Genomic DNA, 25,919 nt, shown 5'->3' on the forward strand with positions numbered 1-25,919 from the left:
GCTATGAAAGAGATATTTTTAGCGGATAAAGCGGGGTTTTGTTTTGGTGTGAAAAGAGCTGTTGATACAGCGCTAAATAAAAAAAAAGAATACGCAAAAAACATATATACGCTTGGACCATTAATACATAATAATGATGTAGTAAATTTATTGAAAGAAAACAATATATATCATATAGATATTGATCAAGTAGACACTTTAAATGAAGAAGACATAATAATAATAAGATCACATGGAGTGTCAAAAGATGTGTTGGAAAATTTAAAATCAAAAAAATTAACTGTAGTAGACGCTACTTGTCCATATGTTACTAAAATACAGATGGAAGTAAGAAAATATTTTGAACTAGGATATGGAATACTAATTGTGGGGGATAAAAATCATCCAGAGGTTATAGGTATTAATGGATGGTGTGATAATACTGCAATAATATCTAAAGGTGAGGATTTACTAGAAAATCTTCCAAGAAAAATATGTGTAGTATCACAAACCACAGAGAAGCAGTCTAATTGGAAAAAAGTTTTAGAAAAAGTCGTATCAAATTGTAAAGAAATAATAGCATTAAATACTATTTGTAATGCTACAGAAGTAAGACAAAAATCAGCAGAAGATATATCTAAAAAAGTAGAAGCTATGGTTGTAATTGGTGGATATAATAGCTCTAATACAACTAAACTTTATGAGATATGTAAGAAAAATTGTGAAAACACAATACATGTAGAAAATGCCAGTGAAATACCACAGGATTTTTATAACAATATAAATAGGATTGGCATCACAGCTGGGGCGTCAACACCAGACTGGATAATCAAGGAGGCTATGTTAAAAATGAAAAATGAAGTTAATGAAAACGAAATGTTAGAGTATGAAGAGTATATGAATACAGATATGGAAATAAGAGTAGGTGGAATAGTTAAAGGAGAAATCTTTAAAGTTAATGAAAATGAAGCTTACTTAACAATACGTGGAGCTAAAAATGAAGGCTATCTTCCAAAAAATGAAGTTACTAGAGATGAAGACGCTAAATTAGATGAAATATTAAATGTAGGCGATGAAATAGAAGCTAAAATAATAAGAGTTAAGAACAATGATGGATATATAGTTGTTTCAAAAACTGAAATCGAAAGAGAAGGCGTTCAAAAAGAATTAGAAGAAATATACAATAATAACGAGCAAATAAACGTTAAAATTGTAGAAGTTGTAAAAGGTGGAGTTATAGCTACATATAAAGGAATAAAAGTATTTATACCAGCATCACATCTTTCACTTTCAAGAGTTAATGATTTAGCATCGTTTAAAGGTAATGAAGTTACAGTTAAATTAATAGAATTTGAAAAGCGTGGAAGAGTTATCAAGAAAATGGTAGCATCAAGAAGAGCGTTACTTCAACAAGAAAAAGATATGCAAGAAGTAGAAACTTGGAACAATTTAGAAAAAGATACAGTAATAGAAGGAACAGTAAGAAGACTATCAACATTTGGTGCATTTGTAGAAGTTGGTGGAGTAGATGGATTACTTCATATATCAGAGATGTCTTGGAATAAAGTTTCAAGTCCTAAAGATGTTGTTAAAATTGGAGAAACTATAAAAGTATATGTTTTAGATGTAGATAAAGAAAATAAGAAACTTGCATTAAGCTTAAAAAAATTACAAGAAAATCCTTGGTCAAGAGTAAATGAAAAATATCCAACAGGAAATGTTGTGCTTGGAAAAGTTGTTAGATTTGCAGATTTTGGTGCCTTTGTTGAATTAGAGCCAGGTGTAGATGGTTTAGTTCACATTTCACAAATAAGTCAAGCTAAAGTAGACAGACCAAGTTCAGTTTTAGAAATTGGTGAAGAAGTCAAAGCTGTAATTTTAGAAGCAGATGAGGAAAAGAAAAGAATTTCTTTAAGTATTAAAGCAGTAGATGAAATGTAGTATAAGATGCATGGCTTTTGCCATGTATTTTATTTGCATATAATTATAGTTTAATTAATAATATAGTTTTATAGAGTATTATTAATTTTTGAAAGAGGCATCATAAATAATTATGTATAGGTACGAATTCTTAAATTTAATAAATTTAAAAAATTTTAGACGATTAGTAAATAAAGATTATGAATTTACTAAATTACAGCATAAATTTTTAGATGAATATGAAAATCTTCCCTTTATAATGAAGCTTTTTCGTTATAAAAATATTTTGCTTTTAAAAGAAAATGAAAAATATATAGGATATATGTGGGTTACCAGATATGAGTTTAAAAGTTATAAGATAAATAGAATAATTCTTGAAAATAATTATGATATTAAATTATATACTGGTTTTTTTAATAAGTTTCCAGTAGGTGCTTATTTTGAAATAGAAGGAACCTTTGAACAAGAGGAATTGATTATGTTAGAAAGACTGGGTTTTAAAAAATTTGAATTATTATATGAAATGAAAAAGGAAATTTTACAAGAATATAATATTTCTTTAGAAGATAATCTTCAATTAAAATTATTTGAAAAGGGAAAAGATGAAGAGTTAAGAAAAGATATACAAAATAAAATTTTTAAAGCAAAAGGCAGAGCTGATATTGAAATTTGTGATATAGTTTTTGAAGAAAATCAAGAATATTATATAGAAAATGCCTCTTATTTTTTAATGCATGAAGATGAAGCTATTGGATATGGGCAACTGATAAAAGAATATGAAAATTTATATATTGTTAATTTAGGAGTAATTCCAGAATTTCGGGGAAAAGCATACAGTAGTTTTATATTAAGAAAGCTTATAAATATAGCTATAAGTATGGGATATAAAGATATTTTTTTGAAATGTAATGAGAAGAATATTGCAGCTTTAACGATATATAAAAAACATGAATTTGAAATTATATCAAAATATAAGATGTTAGGTTTTACAAAGACTAATAAAGAAAAAGAGATAATTTGATTAAAGACAAATTATCTCTTTTCATATAATTATTTATTAAGCTTATTATATTCTTCGATACCTAGTGCAAGGATGTCCATTGCATTTGAAATATCATCACAGTTTAAACAATAAGAAAGTCTTACTTCATTTTTACCTAGTCCAGCAGTTGAGTAAAAACCTTCAGCTGGAGCAACCATAACTGTTTTACCATTATGATTAAAGTCGCAAAGCATGAATTTTGTGAATTTTTCACCATCATCTATTGGTAATTTAGCCATAATATAAAAAGCTCCATTTGGTTTTTCACATACTATATTAGGAATCTTACAAAGCTTTTCATACATTACATTTCTTCTTTTTTCATATTCCTTTTTAACCTTATCAAAATACTCTTTAGGAGTATTAATTAGATTAGCAGCAGCTAGTTGTTCTATAGTTGGAACACAAAGTCTTGCTTGGCAAATCTTTAAGATTTGTTTTATAAGATCTTTATTTTTAGAAGCAACTAAACCAATTCTAGCACCACAAGCACTATAACGTTTAGAAATACTATCTATTAATATAACTCTATCTAAAGCATCTTCCATATAAAGTGCAGATGTATATTTATCATCACCATAAACAAATTCTCTATACACTTCATCAGAGATAAGATAGATATCGTTTTCTTTCGCTATATCAGCAAGCATTCTGATTTCTTCTTTAGTATATACAACACCAGTTGGATTTCCTGGGTTTGAAATCATAATTGCTTTAGTTTTATTATTAATTTTTTTCACTATTTCCTCTTTTTTAGGTAAGTGAAATCCATTTTCAGCAGTCGTTAAGAATGGTACAACATTAACCCCTGTTACTTGAGCAAATCCATTGTAGTTAGCATAAAATGGTTCCGGAATTATTATTTCATCACCAACATCAGCTATAGCCATGAAAGCTAAAGATATAGCTTCTGAGCCTCCAGCAGTTATTAATAGTTCATCATAATCAAAGTCTATATCCCATTCTTTATAATATTTTCTGAAACTATTTATTGTATTATCCAATCCTTGAGATTGTGCATATTTTAAAACAGGTTCATTAAACTCTTTAACAGCTTCAATGAAAGTACTAGGAGTTTCGATATCAGGTTGACCAATATTAAGGTGGTAAACATGAATTCCTCTTTTTTTAGCTTCTGTAGCATAAGGTACTAATTTACGGATTGATGAATAATTCATTTTTTGAATACGATTTGAAAATCTCATTAATTTAATCCTCCAATTTTAAAAAAGATTATTTTGATCAGTTAAATTATTATCAACAATATCAGTAAAAGAGTTAGCGTAAGTTTTTACATCAAAAACAGATGTGTTTCTAAACTTACCACTAAAATAACTTCTGTCAACGATACCATTATAGCACATATTTGTTAATGTAGAACTATTGTTGTTTGAATTTTTTACATTTTTCACAAAAATTCCTCCTTTTGTTCATATTATTCCCAAAAGGAGGAGTTATTATTAGTCTTCCTTAACTGCAGCTGTTTCCTCAAATGAGTTACAATTACAATAATATTTATCTAGAACACTTCCAAGACGTTTTATGCCTTCAACTATTTTTTCTTCATTCATATTAGAGTAGTTAAGTCTGAAAAAGTTTTTCTTACCACCATTAGGGAAGAAAGATCCACCAGGAACGTATGCTACTTTTTCTTTTAAAGCATCTTCCATTATAGCTTTTGCATCTAAATCTTCTCTAAGCTCAACCCAAGTAAATAGACCACCTTCAGGTATTGTAAACTTAACTTCTTTTGGAAAATAAGTTTTCATACTGTCAATCATTAAGTCTCTACGTTTTTTATAAACTTTTATAAGTGAAGCAATATGTTCATCAAGACTATACTTCTCCATATACCTTGCAGCTATAACTTGGCTCAAAGTATTACATTGTAAATCTGCACCTTGCTTAATTAATATATATTTTTGAAGAATTTTAGTATCTGCAACTACCCATCCAAGTCTTAAACCAGGACAGAATGTTTTTGAGAATGTGCCAAGGTTAATTACAAAGCCACTTTCATCAAATGCTTTTACCGCAGGTAATTTTTCGTTATCATACCTTAATTCACCATAAGGACTATCCTCTATAACAGGTATTTCATATTTTGCAGCCAAAGCAGCTAAACGTTTTCTTCGATCTAAAGACATGGTTATACCACTTGGATTTTGAAAATCAGGAATAGTGTAAATCATTTTTACATTGTCATTTTCCTTTATAGCTTTTTCAAGTTCTTCTATGATCATACCATCTTTATCCATTGATATTTCAATGAATTTAGGTTCATAGGCTTTAAAAGCATTTATCGCACCAAGATAGCTAGGGCTTTCACAAATTATTACATCGCCTTTATTTACAAAAAGCTTTGCGGAAAACTCTAAACCTTGTTGGGAACCATTTGTTAGCATAATATTAGATATGTCACATTTAACTCCAGATGGAGCCATTCTTTCCTCAACTATTATTTTCCTAAGTGGAGCAAAACCTTCTGTTGTAGTATACTGAAGAGCAAAAGCGCCTTCGTTAAATAATACTTCTTTAGCTACTTCCCCAATTTTTTCTTTTGGAAATAATTCTGGAGCAGGAAGTCCACCTGCAAATGAAATTATTTCAGGTTGTTCTGTTAATTTTAAAAGTTCTCTTATTTCAGAAGCCTTAATATTAGACATTCTGTCGGAAAAATTTAAATTCATAATGCACCCCCCAATAAATAAAAAGCCTGAATTTAAAAAATATAAAAAACTTTATAAAAATTCCAAATATTCTATTATAATTTAATTATATATCAAATATTATTTTTTTCAAGCGGTTATTCTTTTATAATTATGTATATATTAATAAAACATAATTATGCTTAATTTATAAATTAAGGAAAAATTCTTTAAAAAAATTTATAAAAACTAAAATAATTTATAAAAATATATTAAATGATATGAAAGTATATTATAAAATGTAAGGAAAAAAATTTACAACAACTTAGAAAAAATATTTTTTTGATTATTAATTATAAAGATAGTTAAAAGATAGTTAATATAAAAAAGTGAAAAAATTACGGCTTTATATTTTTGAAAAATGCTTAAAAAAGATGTATTAGAATAATCTCACATAGTTAAAAAAATAACAAACATGACAAAATAACATGATAAAAAGTATAAAAAAATTAAATTGAATTTTCTAAAAAAAATTAATTTTGAAACATATAAAAATAACTGGTAATAGATGATAAAAAACTTTAATTATGTCACTAAATTATATATAATTAGATAATAATTAGATACTTAAATTAACACATTTTTATTTTAAAAGGAAAAGTTTATGATAATATAAAAATGGTTATAATTTTACAAAGGAGAATGAAGGAATGAATAAAAAATTAAAATATTTTATAGAAACTTGGGGTTGTCAAATGAATGAAGAGGACTCTGAAAAATTATCTGGTGGATTAAAGCCATTAGGACATGAAAGAACTGATAAAAAAGAAGAAGCAGATGTTATAGTATATAATACTTGTTGTGTTAGAGAAAACGCAGAACAAAAGGTAGAAGGTAACTTAGGGGCTCTTAAAAAGCTTAAAAAAGAAAAACCTGAAACTGTAATAGCTATAACAGGTTGTATGATGCAACAAGAAGGAATGGCAGAAGGCATAATAAAAAAGTTTCCATATGTTGATATTATAATAGGTACACATAATGCTTATAAATTTAATGAATATTTAAGTAGAGCATTAGGTGGAGAGAGACCAATAGTTGAAGTTTGGAATAAAGAAGATGATATAATCGAAGGGCAACCTATAGATAGAGCAAGTAGCATAAAAGGTTTTGTCACTATAATGTATGGTTGTAACAATTTCTGTACATATTGTATAGTACCTCATGTTAGAGGAAGAGAAAGAAGCAGACAACCAGAGCAAATAGAAAATGAAATAAGAGCTATGGTTAAAGAGGGTTATAAAGAAATCACTTTATTAGGGCAAAATGTAAACTCATATGGTAAAGGATTAGAACCAGAAATAAACTTTGCTCAATTATTAAGAAGAATTAATAAAATAGAAGGTTTAGAAAGAGTAAAATTTATGACATCTCATCCAAAAGATTTAAGTGATGAAGTTATAGAAGCGATAGCAGAATGTGATAAGTTATGTGAATGTATACACTTACCAGTTCAATCAGGTTCATCTAGAATTTTAAAGAAAATGAATAGACATTATGATAGAGAGCAATATGTGGAGCTTATAAGAAAAATAAAAGAAAGAATACCAAATGTAGCGTTAACTACTGATATAATAGTTGGTTTCCCAGGTGAAACAGAGGAAGATTTTGAAGAAACATTAAGCTTAGTTAAGGAAGTTGAATATGATTCAGCATTTACATTCTTATATTCTAAGAGAAAAGGAACACCAGCAGATTTAATGTTAGACCAAGTACCAGAAGAAGCTAAAAAAGCAAGGTTCAATAGACTTGTAGAGGCTGTAAACGAAATATCTGCTAAAAAGAATAAAGCTTACGATCAAAAGGTTGTTGAGGTTTTAGTTGAAGGACTTAGCAAAAATGATGACAGTAAGTTAGCAGGAAGAACAAGAACAGGTAAACTTGTGAATTTTGCTGGAAATAAAGAAAATATAGGAAAACTTGTTAATGTTAAAATAATAAAAGCACAATCATTCTCATTAGTTGGGGAAGAAGTATAAAAAAAGAGCGACATTGTCGCTTTTTTTATACTTTATAAGTTTGAATGAAAGTTAATAAGGAGGATTAAGTTATGGCATTAACGCCGATGATGAAGCAATATTTTGATGTAAAAGATAAATGTAAAGATGCTATAGTCTTTTTTAGATTAGGAGATTTTTATGAAATGTTTTTTGAAGATGCAAAACTTGTGTCTAAAGAATTAGAATTAACTCTTACTGGAAGAGACTGTGGACTTGAAGAAAGAGCTCCAATGTGTGGTGTACCATTTCATTCTGCAGAATCATACATTGGTAGATTGGTAACTAAAGGATATAAAGTTGCCATTTGTGAACAGGTGGAGGACCCCGCAGTTGCAAAAGGTATAGTAAAGAGAGATGTAGTGAAAATATTAACCCCTGGCACATACACTGAAAGTGGTTTTTTAGAAGAACGAAAAAATAATTTTTTAATGGGAATCTCTATTTTACAAGATAATTGCGCTGTATCATTTTGTGATGTTTCAACAGGAGAATTTTATTGCAGTGATTTTAAATATAATAAAACAGTAATTTTAGATGAAATTGCAAAATTTAATCCTAAAGAAATAGTTTTACCTAAAAGTGTTATTAGAGATTTAGTTTTTGATATAAATGATAGGTTTGAAGTTTCAGTATCATATTTAGATGATATGTACTTTAATATAGAAGATATTAAAATAAAAGAGCAGTTTAGAAATTTGAATGATATACAGATAAATAAAGTGTTGTTAACTGCAATAAATGGTCTTTTAAATTATATTATAGAAACTCAAAAGGTAAAAATGTCACATATAGACATGATTGAAAGTTATAATATAAATGATTATTTAGTTATAGATGGAAGCTCAAGAAGAAACTTAGAGATAACAGAAAGTTTAAGAGATAAAAACAAAAAAGGATCTTTATTATGGGTTTTAGATAAAACAAGCACCGCAATGGGTGGGCGTAGACTAAGAAATTGGGTAGATCAACCTCTTGTAGATAAAGAAAAAATAGTTTTGAGACAGGATGCAATTGAAGAACTTGTAAAACATATATCTAAAGAAGAAGATTTAAAAGATGCATTAAAAGAAGTATATGATATAGAAAGACTTGTAGGTAAAATTAGTTCAAAGAGTATAAATGCAAAAGAACTTATTTCATTAAAAAATTCTATTGAGAAGATACCTACAATAAAACAAGTTTTAACAAGTTTTAAAAGTAATTTGCTTTTAAAGGTATTAAATGAATTAGATGATTTAAAAGATATTTATGAAATACTAGACAAGTCAATAAGTGATAATCCAGCTATATCTGTAAAAGAAGGAAACATAATAAAAGATGGATTTGATGAGAGGATAGATGACTTTAGAAATTCAAAACATTGTGGTAAACAATGGATTGCTAATTTAGAAAGTACAGAAAAAGAAGAAACTGGGATAAGGTCTCTAAAAGTAGGATATAATAAAGTTTTTGGTTATTATATAGAAATAACCAAAGCAAACTTAGCTTTAGTACCAGAAGGTAGATATATAAGAAAACAAACCTTATCTAATGCAGAACGTTTTATAACTCCAGAATTAAAGGAAATGGAAGAAAAAATATTAGGTGCAGAAGATAAGCTTATGGCATTAGAATATGAAATCTTTGTAGATATACGTGATATGGTTGAAGCTCATGTGGATAGAATGAAAATATCATCTAAACTTATATCAGAATTAGATTGTTTATGTTCCTTAGCCAGAGTTGCAAGAGAAAATGGATATATAAAACCTAATATTAATACTAAAGGAATATTAAAAATTGAGGATGGAAGACATCCTGTAGTTGAGAAAATGTTAGATGTAAATGAGTTTGTAGCTAATGATACTAATTTGGATACTAAAGACAATCAACTACTACTAATAACAGGTCCTAATATGGCAGGTAAATCTACATATATGAGGCAAGTTGCACTAATAACATTGATGGCTCAAATAGGAAGTTTTGTTCCAGCCAAAGTTGCAGATATATCTATTTGTGATAAAATTTTTACAAGAATAGGAGCATCAGATGATTTAGCTGGTGGGAAAAGTACTTTTATGGTAGAAATGTGGGAGGTTTCTAATATTCTTAGAAATGCCACAAGTAAAAGCTTAATATTATTAGATGAAGTAGGAAGAGGAACTAGTACTTATGATGGTTTAAGTATTGCATGGTCTGTTATAGAGTATATTTGTAAAAGTTCAAATATAAAATGTAAAACTTTATTTGCTACACATTATCATGAATTAACAAAATTAGAGGGAATTGTAGATGGTGTTAGAAACTATTCTATAGCAGTAAAAAAAGTTGATAACTCTATAATCTTTTTAAGAAAAATTATAGAGGGGGGAGCAGATGAATCTTATGGTATAGAGGTTGCAAAACTTGCTGGTATACCGGAAATTGTTATAGATAGAGCAAGAGAAATTTTATGTAAATTAGAATGTGATAATAAAGAAAAAGATAAAGATGTAATTTTAGAGATAAGTGATAAAGGATATAAGGAAGAAAAAGTGGAAGAAATACCTTGTAAAGAGGTTGCTATAGATAAAATAGAGAAAAAAGAAGATGCCATTGCTCAGCAATTAGGATTTTTACAAACAGCGGAAAATAATGAGTTTATAGAAGAAATAAAAAATATTGATTTATTAAATATGACAATAATTGAATGTGTAAATAAATTAAATGAATTAATTATAAAAGCAAAAAAACTATAAAAAATTCAATTATTATCTGCGATAATAGGAGGTGAATCTATGAAAAGAATAAATGTTTTGGATAAAGCTACAACTAATAAAATAGCTGCAGGAGAAGTAGTAGAAAGAGCAAGTTCTGTTGTTAAAGAATTAATTGAAAATAGTATAGATGCAAATAGCGGTAATATAACAATTGAAATTGAAGATAGTGGTAATAAACTTATAAGAATAAGCGATGATGGACATGGAATATATAAAGAGGATATAGAAAAAGCTTTTATGCCACATGCTACAAGTAAAATAAAAGAACTTGATGATATATATAAAATAAATAGTTTTGGATTTAGAGGAGAAGCATTGGCTAGTATAGCTGCTGTTTCAAAAGTTAAATTGAAGAGTAAAACAAAAGAAGATGATTTTGGGGTGGAAATAATAATAAATGGTGGAGAGAAGAAGAGTCTTTTAGATGCGCCTTCTAATGATGGTACACTTATAGAGGTTAAGGATTTATTTTATAATGTTCCAGCGAGACAAAAATTTTTAAAATCACCACAAAGAGAATCATCTTTAATTTCTGATTTAGTATTAAGACTAGCGCTCGCAAATTATGGAGTGTCATTTAAACTTATTAATAACGGTAAAAATGTAATAACAACTTATGGAACTGAAAATATAGAAGATACCATAAGGATTTTATATGGTAAGCAAGTAAGTGAAAATATAATTTCTTTTGAAAGTCATAATGATATAGCATCGGTATATGGATATATAGGAAATAGTGAAATAAGTAGAGGAAGCAGAAATAGACAAAGTATTTTTGTAAATAAAAGACTTATAAAAAGCGGCACTATAACAGCAGCTGTTGAGAATGCATTTAAATCATTTCTTACAGTGAATAAGTTCCCGTTTTTTGTACTGTTTTTAGATATATTCCCTGAATATATTGATCCGAATGTACATCCATCTAAAGCAGAAATAAAATTCTATGACGAAAGAAGTATATTTAAATTAGTATTTAATACAGTTCATGAAGCTTTAAGAGAATATTTAAGAGAATCTTTCGAAGTGGATGAAGAGGTTACTTTAAAAGAGTTAGAAAAAGTAGAAGAAATTCCAAAACCAGAATATAAGCAAGAAAGTATACATAAGGATTTTTTTCAAAACAATATAGATTTAAATAAAATTAAATTTGAAACTATACCAGTAGATTTAAAAAGTAGTGATATAGCAACTTACATGATAAAAGAGGATAAAGAGGAGTTTAAAAGAGAAACTGATTTAAGTCCTTATACAACTAATACTGAGGATAAGATAGAAACTGTTAATGCTAATTATGTAAAATATAATGAAGAAATGAAATTAAAAAAAAGTATTCCTATTATTAAAGAAGAATTAAATTTAAAAGAAGAATTAATTTCTAAATTTCCACCTATAAGAATAATAGGACAGTTTAATAACACTTATGTAGTAGGGGAATGTAATAAAGAACTTATTTTAATAGATCAGCATGCTGCTCATGAAAAATATCTTTTTGAAAAATATAAAAAATCTATAGAAAATTTATCAGTAGTTAGTCAATTATTAATTACTCCTATAATATTAGAATTAAGCTTTGATGAATATCCATATTATCAAGAAAATAAGGAAGTTTTTATAAAAGCTGGATTTAATATTGAAGAGTTTGGCAATAATACAATAAGTATTAGAGAAGTTCCAATGTTTTTAGGTAAACCGGATTTTAAAACATTATTTTATGATATTTTAGATGATCTTAAAAACATGGGAACTGGAAGTACTATAGATATAAAATATAATAAAATTGCAACATTAGCATGTAAGGCTGCTGTAAAAGCTAATGATAAGTTGACAATAAAAGAGATGGAAAAACTTTTAGAAGATTTAAGATACATGGATGATCCTTTTACTTGTCCCCATGGTAGACCTACAACTATAAAAATGACATTAACAGAGATTGAAAAGAAATTTAAGAGAATACAATAATACATTATAGGTTTGGGTGAGATATATGAAAAATTTATTAATTATTGCAGGACCTACTGCAGTCGGAAAGACAGAGATATCTATAAAGCTTGCCAAAGAAATTAATGGGGAGATAATTTCCTGTGATTCTATGCAGATTTATAAAGATATGGATATAGGTTCAGCTAAAATTTCAAAAGATGAAATGGATGGAGTAAGACATTATCTGATAGATATTATAGAACCTAATGAAGAATTTAGTGTTGCTGCATTTAAGGAAAATGCAGAAAATATTATAGAAGATATTTATAAAAGAGAAAAAGTTCCTATGGTTGTAGGGGGAACGGGACTTTATATAAATTCATTAATATTTAATTATAGTTTTGGAGACACAAGTAAGGATGAAGAGTATAGAAAAGAGTTAGAGAAAGTTGCTAATGAAAAAGGTAAAGATTATGTTCATAATATGTTAAAAGACATAGATGTTGAAAGTTACAAAAAGCTTTATCCTAATGATTTAAAAAGGGTTATAAGAGCTTTAGAGGTGTATAAAGTTACAGGGAAAACAATGAGCAAGTATTTATCAGAACAAAAAATATATGATATACCTTATAATGTTCATTACTATGTTTTAAATATGAACCGAGAAAATTTATATGAAAGAATAAACAAAAGAGTTGATATAATGATGGAAAAAGGACTTTTAAATGAAGTAAAGGAATTAAAAGACAAAGGCTATACAAAAGATATGCAATCCATGAAAGGTATAGGGTATAAAGAATTGCTTTTATACTTAGATGGAGAGATTTCACTAGAATGCGCAGTGGATATGATAAAACAATTTAGTAGAAATTATGCAAAGAGACAACTAACTTGGTTTAGAAAAGATAAAAGAGTAGTGTGGATTGATAAAGATAATTTTACTAATGATGAAGAAATTGTAAAATTTATAAAAAAGGATTTTAAAAAAAGAGAATTGTGTAATAATTAATATAACAATAGAATAAAATAGGAAGGATTTTCCTCGATAGTATAGAATAATATATAGGGAAGCTTTCTAAATTTTAGAATACATTATTGTTGATTAAAACCAAAACTATGGTAGATATGTATAGTTAATAGTTAGTAAATTGTTAACTGAAAGTCTAATGGATACATTTAGTATTTATCTATAATAAATAGTGAAAATTGGGGTATTTAAAAACTATGGAGGTGCTTAAAATGAGTAAATCAACAAATAATTTACAAGATATATTTTTAAATGGTGCAAGGAAGAACAGAATTCCTGTTACAATTCATTTAACTAATGGATTTCAAATAAAAGGAAATGTAAATGGTTTTGATAGTTTTACAGTTGTTTTATTTTCAGAAGGCAAACAAATGTTAATATACAAACATGCAATATCTACAATAACTCCTGCAAAGGCAATACTGTTCAATAATAATAACAATAATAATAATAATGAGGTTAAAGAATCTCAACATGAATTTTAAAATTAATTGAATTATTTTTAAGTTGATGATTTAAATATAATTTTATTGAAGTTATTAAAAAAACTCGGCAAAATAGCTGGGTTTTTTTATTTGTGTTAATAATAGGAAAAGCTAATGAATATATTATAACAAGAACAATTTAGTACTTATTAATGGAGGTAGAGAATTAAAATGAGTAAGAAATCTCAAATATTGCAATCTTTTAAGGATGGTAAGAGTATAGAAGAAATAATATCTCTTGGGTTTGAAGAAAAATATGTTAAAAAAATTATAAATCAATATAAAAAACAAAATGATTCAAAAGTAAATTTAGCAGAAAAAGAAGAAATTCATGAAGATGTAAAGGATGAATTAAAAGAAGATTTAGGATTTGAATTTGATGAATCTGTAGAGCAAATACAATGTGAGATTTTAAATACATCTCAAAAGGATTTAAGAGAAGTTATGGAGTTTTTAAACAAAAATACAGATAAAATAAAAGAGATAAATTTAAATATTATTTTAAATGGAAATAATGAGTGTGAGGATTATATAAAGACAGAAATTGATGAGTCGTATAATCCTATAGAACAAATTAAAAATGCTGGAGAAGAAAAAGTACGAGAGTACTTATCGAAATTAGATATAAAGGAATTAAAAGAAATAATGAAAAAACACACACCAGATCCTAAGAAAATAGCAAATAAATGGAGAAATAAAGAGAAAATAATTAACTTTATAGTTGAAAAATCAAAATAAAAAATAAAATTACATCATAAATGTTTAATTTTATAGTAAATTGTATGGAGGTGGAGTTTAAATGGCTACACCTCATTTTCTTTGTTTTGTTATATGATTTGATTATTATTTTTCACTATGGTAGTATTATGATGTTAATTAAGTAATAAGGAGAGAACATAATGTTAGACATAACTAAAGATTTTTTAATTAAAAATTTCAATGTAAATCAGGAAATAATTGAATTATCACAAAAGGCATTAGAAGATGTTAAAGATGAATTTAAAAAATTAGATGAAATAAAAGAATATAATCAGATGAAAGTTTTAAGTGCGCTACAAGAAGAAAGAATTAGTGAGATGCATTTTACAAATTCTTCAGGATATGGATATGGAGATATAGGAAGAGATGCATTAGATAGGGTTTATGCAAAAATATTTAATACAGAAGCAGCACTTGTAAGACCACATTTTGTTAATGGAACTCATGCTATAGGAGCAGCATTATTTGGAAACTTAAGACCTAATGATACTATGCTTAGTGTTTGTGGATCACCTTATGATACGTTACATAACATAATAGGAATTAGTGGTGAAGAAAATATAGGTTCACTTAGAGAATATGGTGTTAAGTATAAACAAATAGAATTAAAAAATAATAAAGTTGACATAGAACTTATGAAAACTACAATTAAAGAAGATAGTAGTATAAAGCTTGTACATATTCAAAGATCCACAGGTTATGGTTGGAGAAATTCATTATTGGTAAATGAAATAAAAGTTATAATTGAAGCTGTAAAAGAAATAAACCCAGAAGTTATATGCTTTGTTGATAACTGTTATGGAGAATTTATTCAAATTATAGAACCGACAGATGTTGGGGCAGATTTAGTAGCTGGATCTCTTATAAAAAATATAGGTGGAGGAATTGCACCTACTGGAGGATATATAGCTGGTAAAGAAAGCTACGTGAATCAAGCAGCTTATAGATTGACAATACCAGGAATTGGTGGAGAATGTGGTTCTACATTTGGTGTTATGAGAAGCTTATTCCAAGGATTGTTTTTAGCGCCGCATATAGCTATAGAAGCAGTTAAAGGAGCTATATTTTGTGCAAGAATAATGGAACTTTCAGGTTTTGAAGTATTACCTAAATATAATGATGAAAGAAGCGATATAATACAGGCAATAAAATTTAATGACAAAGAAAAGTTAATAAAATTCTGTAAGGGAATTCAAAAAGGTTCTCCAGTAGATTCTCATGTTGAATGTGAACCATGGGATATGCCTGGATATACTGATCAAGTAATTATGGCGGCTGGTGCTTTCATACAAGGATCTTCTATTGAACTTTCAGCAGATGCACCAATAAGAGAGCCATATATTGCATACCTACAAGGGGGATTAACTTTTGAACATGCTAAAACAGGAATATTAATAGCTTTATCTAAAATGATGTAAAAATAAAGCAAATTTAATCATTACAATTTTTGTTGTATAGATTTCAGAGTGTCGAAAAGTCGACACTCTTTGTTTTTGGCAAAAATATAGGGAAACAAGCTCCAATTTAAATTTATTCAATAACTTTAAAATATTTTCACACAAGATACAGTGTTGAATTTTAAGTTATTCGGAGCATGTCTCACTATTTTAGGTATCCAAATTTTGGAATGGACAATTTTAAAAGTCAACTTGGAACCCTATAACTTGGGTGATAAATTATTATAACAGTAAAAAATAAATACAATAGATAACAAATAGAATCTAATAGTATGGCTTAATTAATTCCTAGAAATTATTTAGTAAGAAAGATTAAAGCTGCAATAGATTCTAATTTTATCTTAATAAATAAAATACCCAAATATTAAAATAGACTGTATCAAATTGAGTTAAGAACTCTAATTTAATACAGTCACCAAACAGTTAAATAAATTATTAAATATATAAATCTATGAAGAATTAGTTGCATTAAATTTATACATAAGAATCTGAAGAGGCCAGTCACACTAATTGTGTGTTACACCACTTTAGATATAAAAAACTAATTAGCTTCTTACTTGATTATTAGCAACAGTTACTTGAATTACAGGTTGTTATTGCTCCAAGGGTTGCGTTGTTGATGTTAAGAGTATTAACAGTAACTGCACTAGTAACAGTTGCAACTACAGTATAGGTACAACAATCATCAAAGCAAGAATCACAGTCACAAACGAAGAATGAGAATATTTGTGATGAAACTAATGCTACTAACTCAAATGTCCATGCAGGTCCAACAGGAACAGGTGTAAGCTGCCCTCTACAAAGTTTAAATACTTGGAAGTTTATAACTCCTGTGAAAGCAACTGGAGCAACAAGATTACTTGCAAATTCTAGTTTTGTAATAGGTTTACAAAAACAAGAATTATTTAAAGTAATAGAACTAACTGTAAAATTTGCGCCAGCTACTGCACCAGTAGGAATTGTAGTTGCACTAGGAGTTCCACATTTTATAATAGTTGGGCATGGATTATTTTCTTTCTTAGAACAATTATGGTTATCATTACAATGTTTATGATTATCATTACAACAATTTTTTGACATTGAATTCATAAATGAACCCTCCTTTAATTTAGATAAATTTAATTAGAAATTACTAAATGGCAAATTAAATTGCATAGTAAATTTTTAATGTTTTTCCTATATTATATAAGCATTATAGGAAAATGGTGATGATAATCTGTTGATGTCATTTTACTAATTATACTATCGATCATCGCAATCGCAATGGCAATCGTGATCACAATCGCAATCACAATCTGGGAATAAAGGCTCTAAATTTTGATCTGGATAGAACTTAGGAATTGGAGCTTTTTCAAATCTTTCACATGGATTTTCTTCAGGCTCTTTTTCACATGGTTCTTTTGGAACTGGACAGTAGCCATAAGTAGGAATTAGAAGTTGTACAATAAGCTCACATTTTACAACGATGTAGTAGCCTAAAGTAATATCCAAAACATCATTACAGTTCTCATCTTTTAGTAATCTACCATCTAGAGCATTAGCAACCATTTCAAGTTTTATTATATTAGAATCTAAATCTTCAGCATTGTGAACAGGTATAAAGCTAGCAGAAATTTGAGCTACAGAATCAGGGCAGTAAAATTTCCCAATTACATCTGTTCTATTAATTTCAAACAATTCACTTTGATTCATACCATTTGCATCAATATAATCTGAATAGAAAGAAATTTTGTAAGAAATAACTAGTTTTTTAAAGCCTGGCTTCCCTATAAGTGGAATTTTTTCCACTGAAATTAATGTTAAATTAAAATCTCTACTATTAACATATATCTTTGGATTTATTAATGGATTGCTTCTTAATTCACAATCCGTTGTATTTGTATCAGAACCTGCACAGTATACAAGACATCTTTTTATTAAGCATTGATCAAAAATTTTAGGTACTTCAATGCAGACTAATTCAGAAGGGTCTGGCAAACAACCTTGTTTATTTACAAGACCGGGACGTGGTGAAAATTTGCTCAAATTAATGGACATACATTCTCCTCCTCTTTAAAAAATATAATAAATATAAGTTTATTTATTGCTTATAATGTATTATATGTTAAAAAATAAAAGTTGTGAAAAATAATTTTTTGTTTTATAGAAGGGCATAATAAATGTTCGCTAAGAATATAATTTTATAAAGGATGAGGTGTAGTAATTAGGATATATCCATATATGCTAATTATGCAAATGAGATGTAGGATTTTTCTGAGTTAACAATAAACAATTAATTTGTAAAATAATGTATAAAAAATGAAAAATAAAAATGAATAAAATTTACCATATTATTATGATGACCAGTAAAAAATCCTTATAGGCATAGAATAAATTATTTGTTTTGCAGATAGTCGGATGATTATAACTAAAACTTCAATATATATATGTTGCTAGCAAGAAATTGCTTTAAAAGGAACCAAAAAAATAAATAATTACATGTAGTTATTTATTTTATATGTCTAAGAAAAACATCTTGAAAATAGAGTAACTCCTAAAGGAATCATTCTAAGGATGAATAGGTCAATTTAAGTTGGAGGTGTTTTGGGGATTATTAAAGAAGATTACGGTTTTAGAAGATTGTTTATGTGTGGAGATGTTAAGGTTATAACTAAATTTTTATTAACGGTATTTGGATACAATGTCAATAAGCTATATAATAAAACCCTTCAGAAAGGAAATGGTAAGCTACTTCATAAGCAGCCATATTCGTAATTAAAGAAAAGTTAAATATAGGATAAATATGTTTTACCCTATATTTTGTTGTACCAAAAAATTTATTATTTAAAATTAAATACATAAAACTTGATGAATAAAATACCGAAATATTAAAATAGACTGTATCAAATTGAGTTAAGAACTCTAATCCAATACAGCCACCAAACAGTTAAATAAATTATTAATTAAATAAATCTATCGAGAATTAGTTGCATTAAATTTATACATCAAGATCTGAAGAGGTAAGTAACACTATTGTGTGTTACACCTACTCTAGATATAAAAAACTAATTAGCTTCTTAATTGATTATTAGCAACAATTACCTGAATTACATGTTGTTATTGCGCCAAGAGTTGCGTTGTTGATATTAAGAGTACCAGCAGTAAGTGCACTAGTAACAGTTGCAACTACAGTATAGGTACAGCACTCATCAAAGCAAGAATCACAGTCACAAACGAAGAATGAGAATGTTTGTGATGAAACTACTGTTGCTAACTCAAATGTCCATGCAGGTCCAACAGGAACAGGTGCAAATTGACCTCTACAAAGTTTAAATACTTGGAAGTTTATAACTCCTGCGAAAGCAACTGGAGCAACAAGATTACTTGCAAATTCTAGTTTTGTAATAGGTCTACATAAACAAGAATTATTTAAAGTAATAGAGCTAACTGTAAAATGTGCGCCAGCTACTGAACCAGCAGGAATTGTAGTTGCACTAGGAGTTCCACATTTTATAATAGTTGGACATGGTCTATCTTCTTTTTTACAACAATTATGGTTATCGTTAAAACAATTATGGTTATCATTACAACACTTATGGTTATCATTACAACAGTTTTTTGACATTGAATTCATAAATGAACCCTCCTTTAATTAGATAAATTTAATTAGAAATTACTATATGCAAATTAATTCATTATATAGTAATTTTTAATACTTCTCCTATAATATATGATTATTATATAAGAATGGTGATGATAATGTATTGATTTCATTTTACTAATTATATTTTCAATCATTGTCATCGCAATCTGGGAATAAAGGCTCTAAATTTTGATCTGGATAGAACTTAGGAATTGGAGCTTTTTTAAATCTTTCACATGGATTTTCTTCAGGCTCTTCTGCACACGGTTCTTTTGGAACTGGACAGTAGCCATAAGCAGGAACTAAAAGTTGTACAATAAGCTCACATTTTACAATGATGTAGTATCCTAAAGTAATATCTAAAACATCGTTACAGTTCTCATCTTTTAGTAGTTTACCATCTAGAGCAGTAGCAACCATTTCAAGTTTTATTATATTAGAGTCTAAATCTTCAGCATTTTGAACTGGTATAGTGCTAGCAGAAATTTGAGCTATAGAATCAGGACAGTAGAATTTACAAATTACATCTGTTCTATTAATTTCAAAAAATTCACTTTGATTGACACCATTTTCATCAATATAATCTGAATAGAAAGAAATTTTGTAAGAAATAACTAGTTTTTTAAAGCCTGGTTTCCCTATAAGTGGAAATTTTTCCACTGAAATTAATTCTAAATTAAAATCTCTACTGTTAATATATCTCTTTGGATTTGTTAATGGATTGCTTCTTAAATCACAATCTGTCATATTTGTGTCATGGCCTTGACCATATACAAGACATCTTTTTATTAAGCATTGATCGAAGATTTTAGGCACTTCAATACAGACTAATTCAGAAGGATCTGGTAAACGTCCCTGTTTATTTACAAGACCGGGACGTGGTGAAAAATTCCTCAAGTTAATGGACATAAATTCTCCTCCTCTTCAAAAAAATATAGTAAATATAAATTTTTTTATTGTTTATAATATATTGTATGTTAAGCGATAAAAGTTGTGAAAAATAATTTTTTATTTTATAGAAGGGCATAATAAGTTTTTACTAAAAATATAATTCTATAAAGGGGGGAGTGGAATGAGTAGTATATATCCATGGATATATGTTGATTATGCAAATAATGTATGGAAATTTTTTGAAAATAATAATAAAGAATTAGTTTATAAAATTATGTATGGAGAAGGAAAATGGACAAAAGAAAGTCTTATTGATAGAGATGTACTAGGGTTTGCTGTGTATGTAGATGAAGATGAAACAATACATATAGTTTACAGCAACATTAAAGGAGAATTGAAATACTGTACCATGAAGGATAAGCAATGGGTAGGAAAGATTCTCTATAAAATACAAATTGATGACTTTAAAATACAAAACTTAAAAGTTGAAATTAGTGGAGATAATATGCATATTTTTTATTTACTAGTAGGTAGTGATGATAGTGATGGTAGTGATCATGGAGTGTTAATGCATTGCATGTGGAATGGAAAAGAAACTAGAAGTACTACATTGCAGGATATTATGTTAGTACCTAATTTAAGAGAACACTATTTAATAAATGTAAATGAAAATAATAATATTGATATGTTTTTTATTACTGATGCAGGTGATGAGGTATCCTTAAACTATTATAGATTTGAAAATCTTAAATGGTCTCCTGTAAATAGGCTTTATGGCATTCAAGGTGATGATATAGGATTTGAAGTACTAAGAGATCAAGAAGAAATTCATATATTAAATAAGTCTAGAGAAGAGTCTATAAATTTTCTTGACCACGTTTATATAGATATAACTGGAAATATCCAAGAATTTAGAGTTCATGAAAGCAATAATAAATTAGAGGAACCTTTATTATTTATTGAAAATAATAAGTTGTATTCCTGTTGGTTAGAGCAAGGCAAGATTTTTTACACAGTTTTTAATGATGGAAAGTGGAGTAGTGCGTTCTACTTTGATAGAGGAGGTGAACTTGCAGTAAATCGATATAATTGTTTTATTCGTATCGATAATAAGAGTTCAATTAAATCAATGGGAGTTTATGGAACTAATGAGTTAGATTTGTGCTTATTCATTCCAAGTTGGTTTGTAGTAGATAATAAAGATTCGTTGAAATATGACGAGGTAGATAAAGTTAACACAGATACACCATATGAAGAAAAAACAGTTAAAAACTTAAAACTTGAATTATCTAGGATAACATCAGAGAAGATGAGTTTAGAAAGAAAAATTGATTCCTTAAAGATGCAATTACAAAAAAAGCAAAGATTTATGGAAGATTATGAAGAAAAAATTGTAAGAGTATTAGAACAAAAACATAAGGTGGAAGAAAATTATAATATATTCTTGGAGTTGCAACAGAAGACTCAAAAAGATTTAGAGGATATAAATCAGCGGCTATTAGAAGAAAGAGAGATTAAAACAAGTATTGAAAGTGAATTAGAAGAATTTAAAGAGGAAAATATAGTAATTAAACAGCAAATTAGGATGATAAGTGAAGAAAAGGAAAAATTGCATAAAGAACTTGAACTTGAAAAGAATCAATCCATTATGGAGCGATTATTAGGAAAAAGACCAAGTGAAATATAGAGTCACTTCTAAGATTTTAGATTATACAATAAAAAATAGAGAATTGTTATGATTTGCATTAAAAAATATATTATTCATATTTAGTCTATCATTTTCTTGCATATGTATAAATTAAAAAACATATAAAATATGGGTATTAATCTAAAAGTAGATAAGTATACACTGAAATTTACTTCTTATTAATAGGGCATGATATATATCAACATTTACTTTGAAAAACATTCAAGTAAAACTTGTTAGTTCTCCTAATAAAATCAATATTAGTTGTACTCAAGCAGTAAAGTTTAAAGAAATAGACAGAAAGTAGTACAAGAGGAGTTAAATAATAATATGTATCCTACTGCAGTATATAGGATTTTAAGATAAGGAAAAAATGAAAATTATGAATTAGTTGAAAAGATCTGGTTAACTGGATCTTTTCACGTTTTTTATTGAATAATCAGCACTCATAAAGCATATTCTTTAGTATAAGTAATTGAGGGGGAGAGCGACTTTATGATTGATAAAGGAGAAAAAACAATTTATTATATATCAAACTTAGGTACAGGCATGGTGTCTATTATTGATGGAGAAAATTATTGTATTATAAAGGAAATTGAAATAGGTCCAAGACCACAAAATATCATAGTAGATGAAAAAAACAATGTGTATATAGCCAGTGATAGAAATGGTAAAGTCACACTCATTAATGACTTATATGATTCTAATAAAACATGGCATATGCCTAATAATGGTAATATACAGGTGGATTCAATCAATCAGAATATCTATGTTTGTGATACTGAAGAGGTATGTATTTATAGTTTAAAAACTGGTGAAAAGATTGAATGCTTAACAGGTTTTATTGCTGCAGATAGCTTAAAACTTGATAAGGACAAGAAAAAAATATTTGTGTTGGATATTTTACAAAATGAAATAAAAGTTTATGATACATCAGATTTTCATTTAATTAAGAAATATAAAGATGTTGGGACTTCACCTAACTATATTCTCATATCGGAAAATGAAAAGGAGATTTATATTTCTAACAAAGGAGTTAATAGATTAAATTATACAAGTAATATTTCCGTGTTAGATATTGAAAGTGGAGGTATTTCATATATACATTTAGAAAAGGGATCTGCTATTACTGCCTTGGAGCAGGATGAAAAAAATTTATATGTAGCAAATAGTGGATTACATAGAATCGATGTTATAAATATATTAAAAAAAGAATATGTAGCAACAATAAAAACAACTCTAACAGAATTGCAAAGACTTCGATTATCTCCTGATAAAAAGAAATTACTTGTAACTAGTAGAAGTAATGATGGAAAGGGAGTAATTGATATAATAGATACTTCTAGTAACACTATTTTAGATACAGTTACATTTAAACAAAATAATAGTCTTCCATATGATATTGGAGTGATTAGTCAGAGTGAATTTGAAGTACAAGATGAATCTTTTATTTTTACGAATTCAGAAGATAAATTGAAACAAGAAAATGGAACTACAATACTTGCTAAAAAGGTTTTATCAAATTATCAAGAAAAAATAAATTTTCCTGAAGTGTCAGTTGATATATGCTTAGAAGAAACAGAAATTATAAATATAGAAGAAATTACATTTAAAAAATGTGAAATTATAAATGAAACAAAAAATAGAAGTATTATAGATGATAGGAAAGATTATTCAATAATACAATATAATTTTTATATCCCATATTGCATAGAATGTACTGACGAACAGCAACGAAAATATACTATTGAAGGAAGATTGGAGGGAACTCAAAAAGCTACATTATATATACCTGTTTATGCAGAGCAGCAGGGAGTAGAATTTGTAATCAATTCTTTTGCTAAATTAACAAGTACTCCAATTATTATTAATAAGAATTTGAAGTTTGATGTTAGTGTTTTGATTTCAACGAAAGTAATTGTGGATGAAATAGTATTTATTCCATTTTGTAAGGACTGTAGGATGTGGCAAAGGAAAGATGAAAAAATGAGGGGAAATAATGATTAACGAAAAATATGATTGTTATTTGATTAAGCAAAAAGATAATACAATCCTAAAGTTTTCTTATGATAGTGAAAAAGGGGTATATTATCAAATATTTATGAAGCATAACTGGTCAGATAAGAAGAGTATTTACAAGAAAAGTTTAAAATACTTCTATGTATTAGAAGAGGGCAATGGGAAAATTAATGTTTTCTGTCAGGATATTTGTGGTGATATTATTTTATGCACATTAGAAGGGATAAAATGGAATTACAAAACACTTCTCCATATGAAGTATGATTCAATTATGCCTATATATATTAGAGCATTCTTTCATTTAGGCCATATTCATTTGTTATATAACATAGTAGATAAACATACTTATTCAGAAGTATTAGTTCACCAAATTACTGAAAATGGAGTGAATTTGGGTAGTCCACAAATAATTAATAAATTAGATTATTATAATAAAATTCCATATTTTATTTATGAAGATTCTAAATCAAATCTAGTATTATTAAACACTATGTTAGATGGAAGGTATAAATTAACTTCTAGAAATTTTCATATTATTGAAAAGCGATGGGGAAAGCAAGAAGTTATATATACATCATTATTACCTTACGTAGATTTTACTTTTTGCGTAGAAGAAAGCAGAAATCATTATCTGTTTATTACTCAAGATAATCAGATTAATAGAGTAATTTATCAGTATAAAGAAATAGGATTACAAAAAAATGTTATACTGTTTCAATGTGAAAAGATTGATTCTTGTGTATTAATACTATTAAAGGGTGCATTATGGGCTTTGTGGATTTGTGATGATGATCTTTACGGATGTTTTTCTAAAAATCATGGACAAAATTTTAGTACTCCAAGGGTATATAAGCACTTTAATAAGGAAGTCCCTATAAAAGTATTTTACCAAGAATATTTAGAAGATAGAAAAGATAAATATTATTTCTATGAGATATACGCAATTAGTGTAAATGGACAAGAACAAATGTTTTTGCAAGAACTTTTAGAAAATTCAATAAACATACAAGAGGATGATAAAGGTGATTTATATGATACAGGAGAGGATTTAGATTATAAAATGATAGAACTAAAAGATTATTTTACAAAAATAGAAATACTTAAAATGGAAAAAGAACAATCTCAAGCAAAATTAAAAATTGCAGAAGAAGAACTGAAAAGATTGAATGAAGCTATGAAGTATGAAAAAAATCAAGCAATAAAGTTTAAATATCAATTTTATAAGGAAAAAGAGAAAGGTAAGCTATGCATCAATGATAATGATAAATTAAAAGAAAAAAATAGATATTTAGAGAACAAGCTGCTATTAAAGGATAAAGAAAAAATATCTATTGAAGAAAAATTAGTTGAAAAAGAAAACGAAAACGAAAGTTTAAAAAAGCAAATAAATCTTATGGAGATTCAAAATTTATCTAATTCTGAAAAGATTATAAATGAAGGTAATAATGAGAGATCTACACAAGAAAAATTTTCTTTGACCAAATGGTTATTTGAGGATTAAATATTTTTTCAATCTCTTATTGAATTTAAAATATGTAAAATAGATTTAACATAGAACAATAATGACTCAATACTTAAAAAACTGTAATCTCTAAAATTTTTATTGTAGAGATTACAGTTTGTTTTGTAAAAATTCATTTATAATGATATAATTTGCAAGTATAATAG

At 27.4% G+C, this 25,919-nt stretch carries 19 protein-coding genes and 1 pseudogene; 13 read left to right on the forward strand and 7 right to left on the reverse strand.

The annotated features are described in order from the left end of the window. Positions 1 to 3 precede the first annotated feature (3 nt). The gene (locus ACYUE0_RS03805) at positions 4 to 1,920 is read left to right on the forward strand and encodes a bifunctional 4-hydroxy-3-methylbut-2-enyl diphosphate reductase/30S ribosomal protein S1 (RefSeq protein ID WP_061994752.1); all 1,917 of its coding nucleotides are present in this window, start codon (positions 4 to 6) and stop codon (positions 1,918 to 1,920) included. A 112-nt stretch (positions 1,921 to 2,032) separates the two neighbouring features. Continuing rightward, entirely contained in the window at positions 2,033 to 2,920 is an 888-nt protein-coding gene (locus ACYUE0_RS03810; RefSeq protein WP_061994751.1) for a GNAT family N-acetyltransferase, read from the forward strand. Between the two features lie 29 nt (positions 2,921 to 2,949). Here ACYUE0_RS03810 and ACYUE0_RS03815 read toward each other — a convergent pair whose 3' ends face one another. Genes ACYUE0_RS03815 through ACYUE0_RS03825 form a run of 3 tightly spaced genes read right to left on the reverse strand, consistent with a single transcriptional unit; the run spans position 2,950 to position 5,631 of the window. After that, positions 2,950 to 4,146 carry a pyridoxal phosphate-dependent aminotransferase gene (locus ACYUE0_RS03815; RefSeq protein ID WP_061994750.1) on the reverse strand — a complete coding sequence of 399 codons (1,197 nt, stop codon included), beginning with the start codon at positions 4,144 to 4,146 and terminating at the stop codon, positions 2,950 to 2,952. 18 nt (positions 4,147 to 4,164) lie between these two features. After that, positions 4,165 to 4,353, reverse strand: a complete 189-nt coding sequence (locus tag ACYUE0_RS03820; RefSeq protein WP_010292063.1) for a hypothetical protein — start codon at positions 4,351 to 4,353, stop codon at positions 4,165 to 4,167. Positions 4,354 to 4,401: 48 nt separating this feature from the next. Next, positions 4,402 to 5,631, reverse strand: coding sequence for an aminotransferase-like domain-containing protein (locus tag ACYUE0_RS03825; protein WP_061994749.1), 1,230 nt, complete (start codon positions 5,629 to 5,631; stop codon positions 4,402 to 4,404). A 668-nt stretch (positions 5,632 to 6,299) separates the two neighbouring features. On the opposite strand from ACYUE0_RS03825, the gene miaB reads away from it, so the two are divergent. The 7 genes from miaB to ACYUE0_RS03860 all read left to right on the forward strand — a co-directional run bounded on the left by miaB (position 6,300) and on the right by ACYUE0_RS03860 (position 15,993). After that, on the forward strand, positions 6,300 to 7,625 hold the full coding sequence (gene miaB / locus ACYUE0_RS03830; protein WP_199869989.1) for a tRNA (N6-isopentenyl adenosine(37)-C2)-methylthiotransferase MiaB: 1,326 nt from the start codon (positions 6,300 to 6,302) through the stop codon (positions 7,623 to 7,625). Between the two features lie 71 nt (positions 7,626 to 7,696). Further along, positions 7,697 to 10,363 (forward strand): DNA mismatch repair protein MutS, encoded by a 2,667-nt coding sequence (mutS, locus tag ACYUE0_RS03835; protein WP_460269547.1) that lies wholly within the window; start codon positions 7,697 to 7,699, stop codon positions 10,361 to 10,363. A gap of 39 nt (positions 10,364 to 10,402) precedes the next feature. Beyond that, positions 10,403 to 12,343 carry a DNA mismatch repair endonuclease MutL gene (gene mutL, locus ACYUE0_RS03840; protein WP_460269548.1) on the forward strand — a complete coding sequence of 647 codons (1,941 nt, stop codon included), beginning with the start codon at positions 10,403 to 10,405 and terminating at the stop codon, positions 12,341 to 12,343. Between the two features lie 25 nt (positions 12,344 to 12,368). Further along, positions 12,369 to 13,313 (forward strand): tRNA (adenosine(37)-N6)-dimethylallyltransferase MiaA, encoded by a 945-nt coding sequence (miaA, locus tag ACYUE0_RS03845; protein WP_199869992.1) that lies wholly within the window; start codon positions 12,369 to 12,371, stop codon positions 13,311 to 13,313. Positions 13,314 to 13,543: 230 nt separating this feature from the next. Beyond that, positions 13,544 to 13,816 carry an RNA chaperone Hfq gene (gene hfq / locus ACYUE0_RS03850; protein ID WP_460269549.1) on the forward strand — a complete coding sequence of 91 codons (273 nt, stop codon included), beginning with the start codon at positions 13,544 to 13,546 and terminating at the stop codon, positions 13,814 to 13,816. Positions 13,817 to 13,987: 171 nt separating this feature from the next. Then, positions 13,988 to 14,554 carry a hypothetical protein gene (locus ACYUE0_RS03855; protein ID WP_460269550.1) on the forward strand — a complete coding sequence of 189 codons (567 nt, stop codon included), beginning with the start codon at positions 13,988 to 13,990 and terminating at the stop codon, positions 14,552 to 14,554. A 161-nt stretch (positions 14,555 to 14,715) separates the two neighbouring features. Further along, positions 14,716 to 15,993: a methionine gamma-lyase family protein gene (locus ACYUE0_RS03860; protein WP_460269551.1), complete on the forward strand. Its 1,278-nt coding sequence runs from the start codon at positions 14,716 to 14,718 to the stop codon at positions 15,991 to 15,993. A 603-nt stretch (positions 15,994 to 16,596) separates the two neighbouring features. Here the strand turns inward: ACYUE0_RS03860 and ACYUE0_RS03865 are convergent. Beyond that, entirely contained in the window at positions 16,597 to 17,121 is a 525-nt protein-coding gene (locus tag ACYUE0_RS03865) for a DUF4489 domain-containing protein (protein WP_460269552.1), read from the reverse strand. 153 nt (positions 17,122 to 17,274) lie between these two features. Further along, positions 17,275 to 18,069: a hypothetical protein gene (locus ACYUE0_RS03870; protein ID WP_460269553.1), complete on the reverse strand. Its 795-nt coding sequence runs from the start codon at positions 18,067 to 18,069 to the stop codon at positions 17,275 to 17,277. 477 nt (positions 18,070 to 18,546) lie between these two features. Between ACYUE0_RS03870 and ACYUE0_RS03875 the strand changes: the two are divergent. Beyond that, positions 18,547 to 18,786 (forward strand): annotated as a pseudogene (locus tag ACYUE0_RS03875) (transposase); the annotation flags it as partial. 313 nt (positions 18,787 to 19,099) lie between these two features. On the opposite strand, the gene ACYUE0_RS03880 reads toward ACYUE0_RS03875, so the two are convergent. Then, positions 19,100 to 19,645 (reverse strand): DUF4489 domain-containing protein, encoded by a 546-nt coding sequence (locus ACYUE0_RS03880; protein ID WP_460269554.1) that lies wholly within the window; start codon positions 19,643 to 19,645, stop codon positions 19,100 to 19,102. 156 nt (positions 19,646 to 19,801) lie between these two features. Further along, positions 19,802 to 20,563, reverse strand: coding sequence for a hypothetical protein (locus ACYUE0_RS03885; RefSeq protein ID WP_460269555.1), 762 nt, complete (start codon positions 20,561 to 20,563; stop codon positions 19,802 to 19,804). Positions 20,564 to 20,726: 163 nt separating this feature from the next. On the opposite strand from ACYUE0_RS03885, the gene ACYUE0_RS03890 reads away from it, so the two are divergent. The 3 genes from ACYUE0_RS03890 (at position 20,727) to ACYUE0_RS03900 (ending at position 25,752) form a co-directional block, all read left to right on the forward strand. Continuing rightward, on the forward strand, positions 20,727 to 22,232 hold the full coding sequence (locus tag ACYUE0_RS03890; RefSeq protein WP_460269556.1) for a hypothetical protein: 1,506 nt from the start codon (positions 20,727 to 20,729) through the stop codon (positions 22,230 to 22,232). 495 nt (positions 22,233 to 22,727) lie between these two features. Further along, a complete protein-coding gene (locus tag ACYUE0_RS03895; RefSeq protein ID WP_460269557.1) occupies positions 22,728 to 24,239 on the forward strand; it encodes a YncE family protein in 1,512 nt (503 codons plus the stop codon). Next, positions 24,232 to 25,752 carry a hypothetical protein gene (locus ACYUE0_RS03900; RefSeq protein ID WP_460269558.1) on the forward strand — a complete coding sequence of 507 codons (1,521 nt, stop codon included), beginning with the start codon at positions 24,232 to 24,234 and terminating at the stop codon, positions 25,750 to 25,752. The genes ACYUE0_RS03895 and ACYUE0_RS03900 overlap by 8 nt, the downstream gene beginning before the upstream one ends. Positions 25,753 to 25,919: the final 167 nt, after the last annotated feature.

The organism is Clostridium sp. CTA-19 (genome assembly GCF_054767855.1).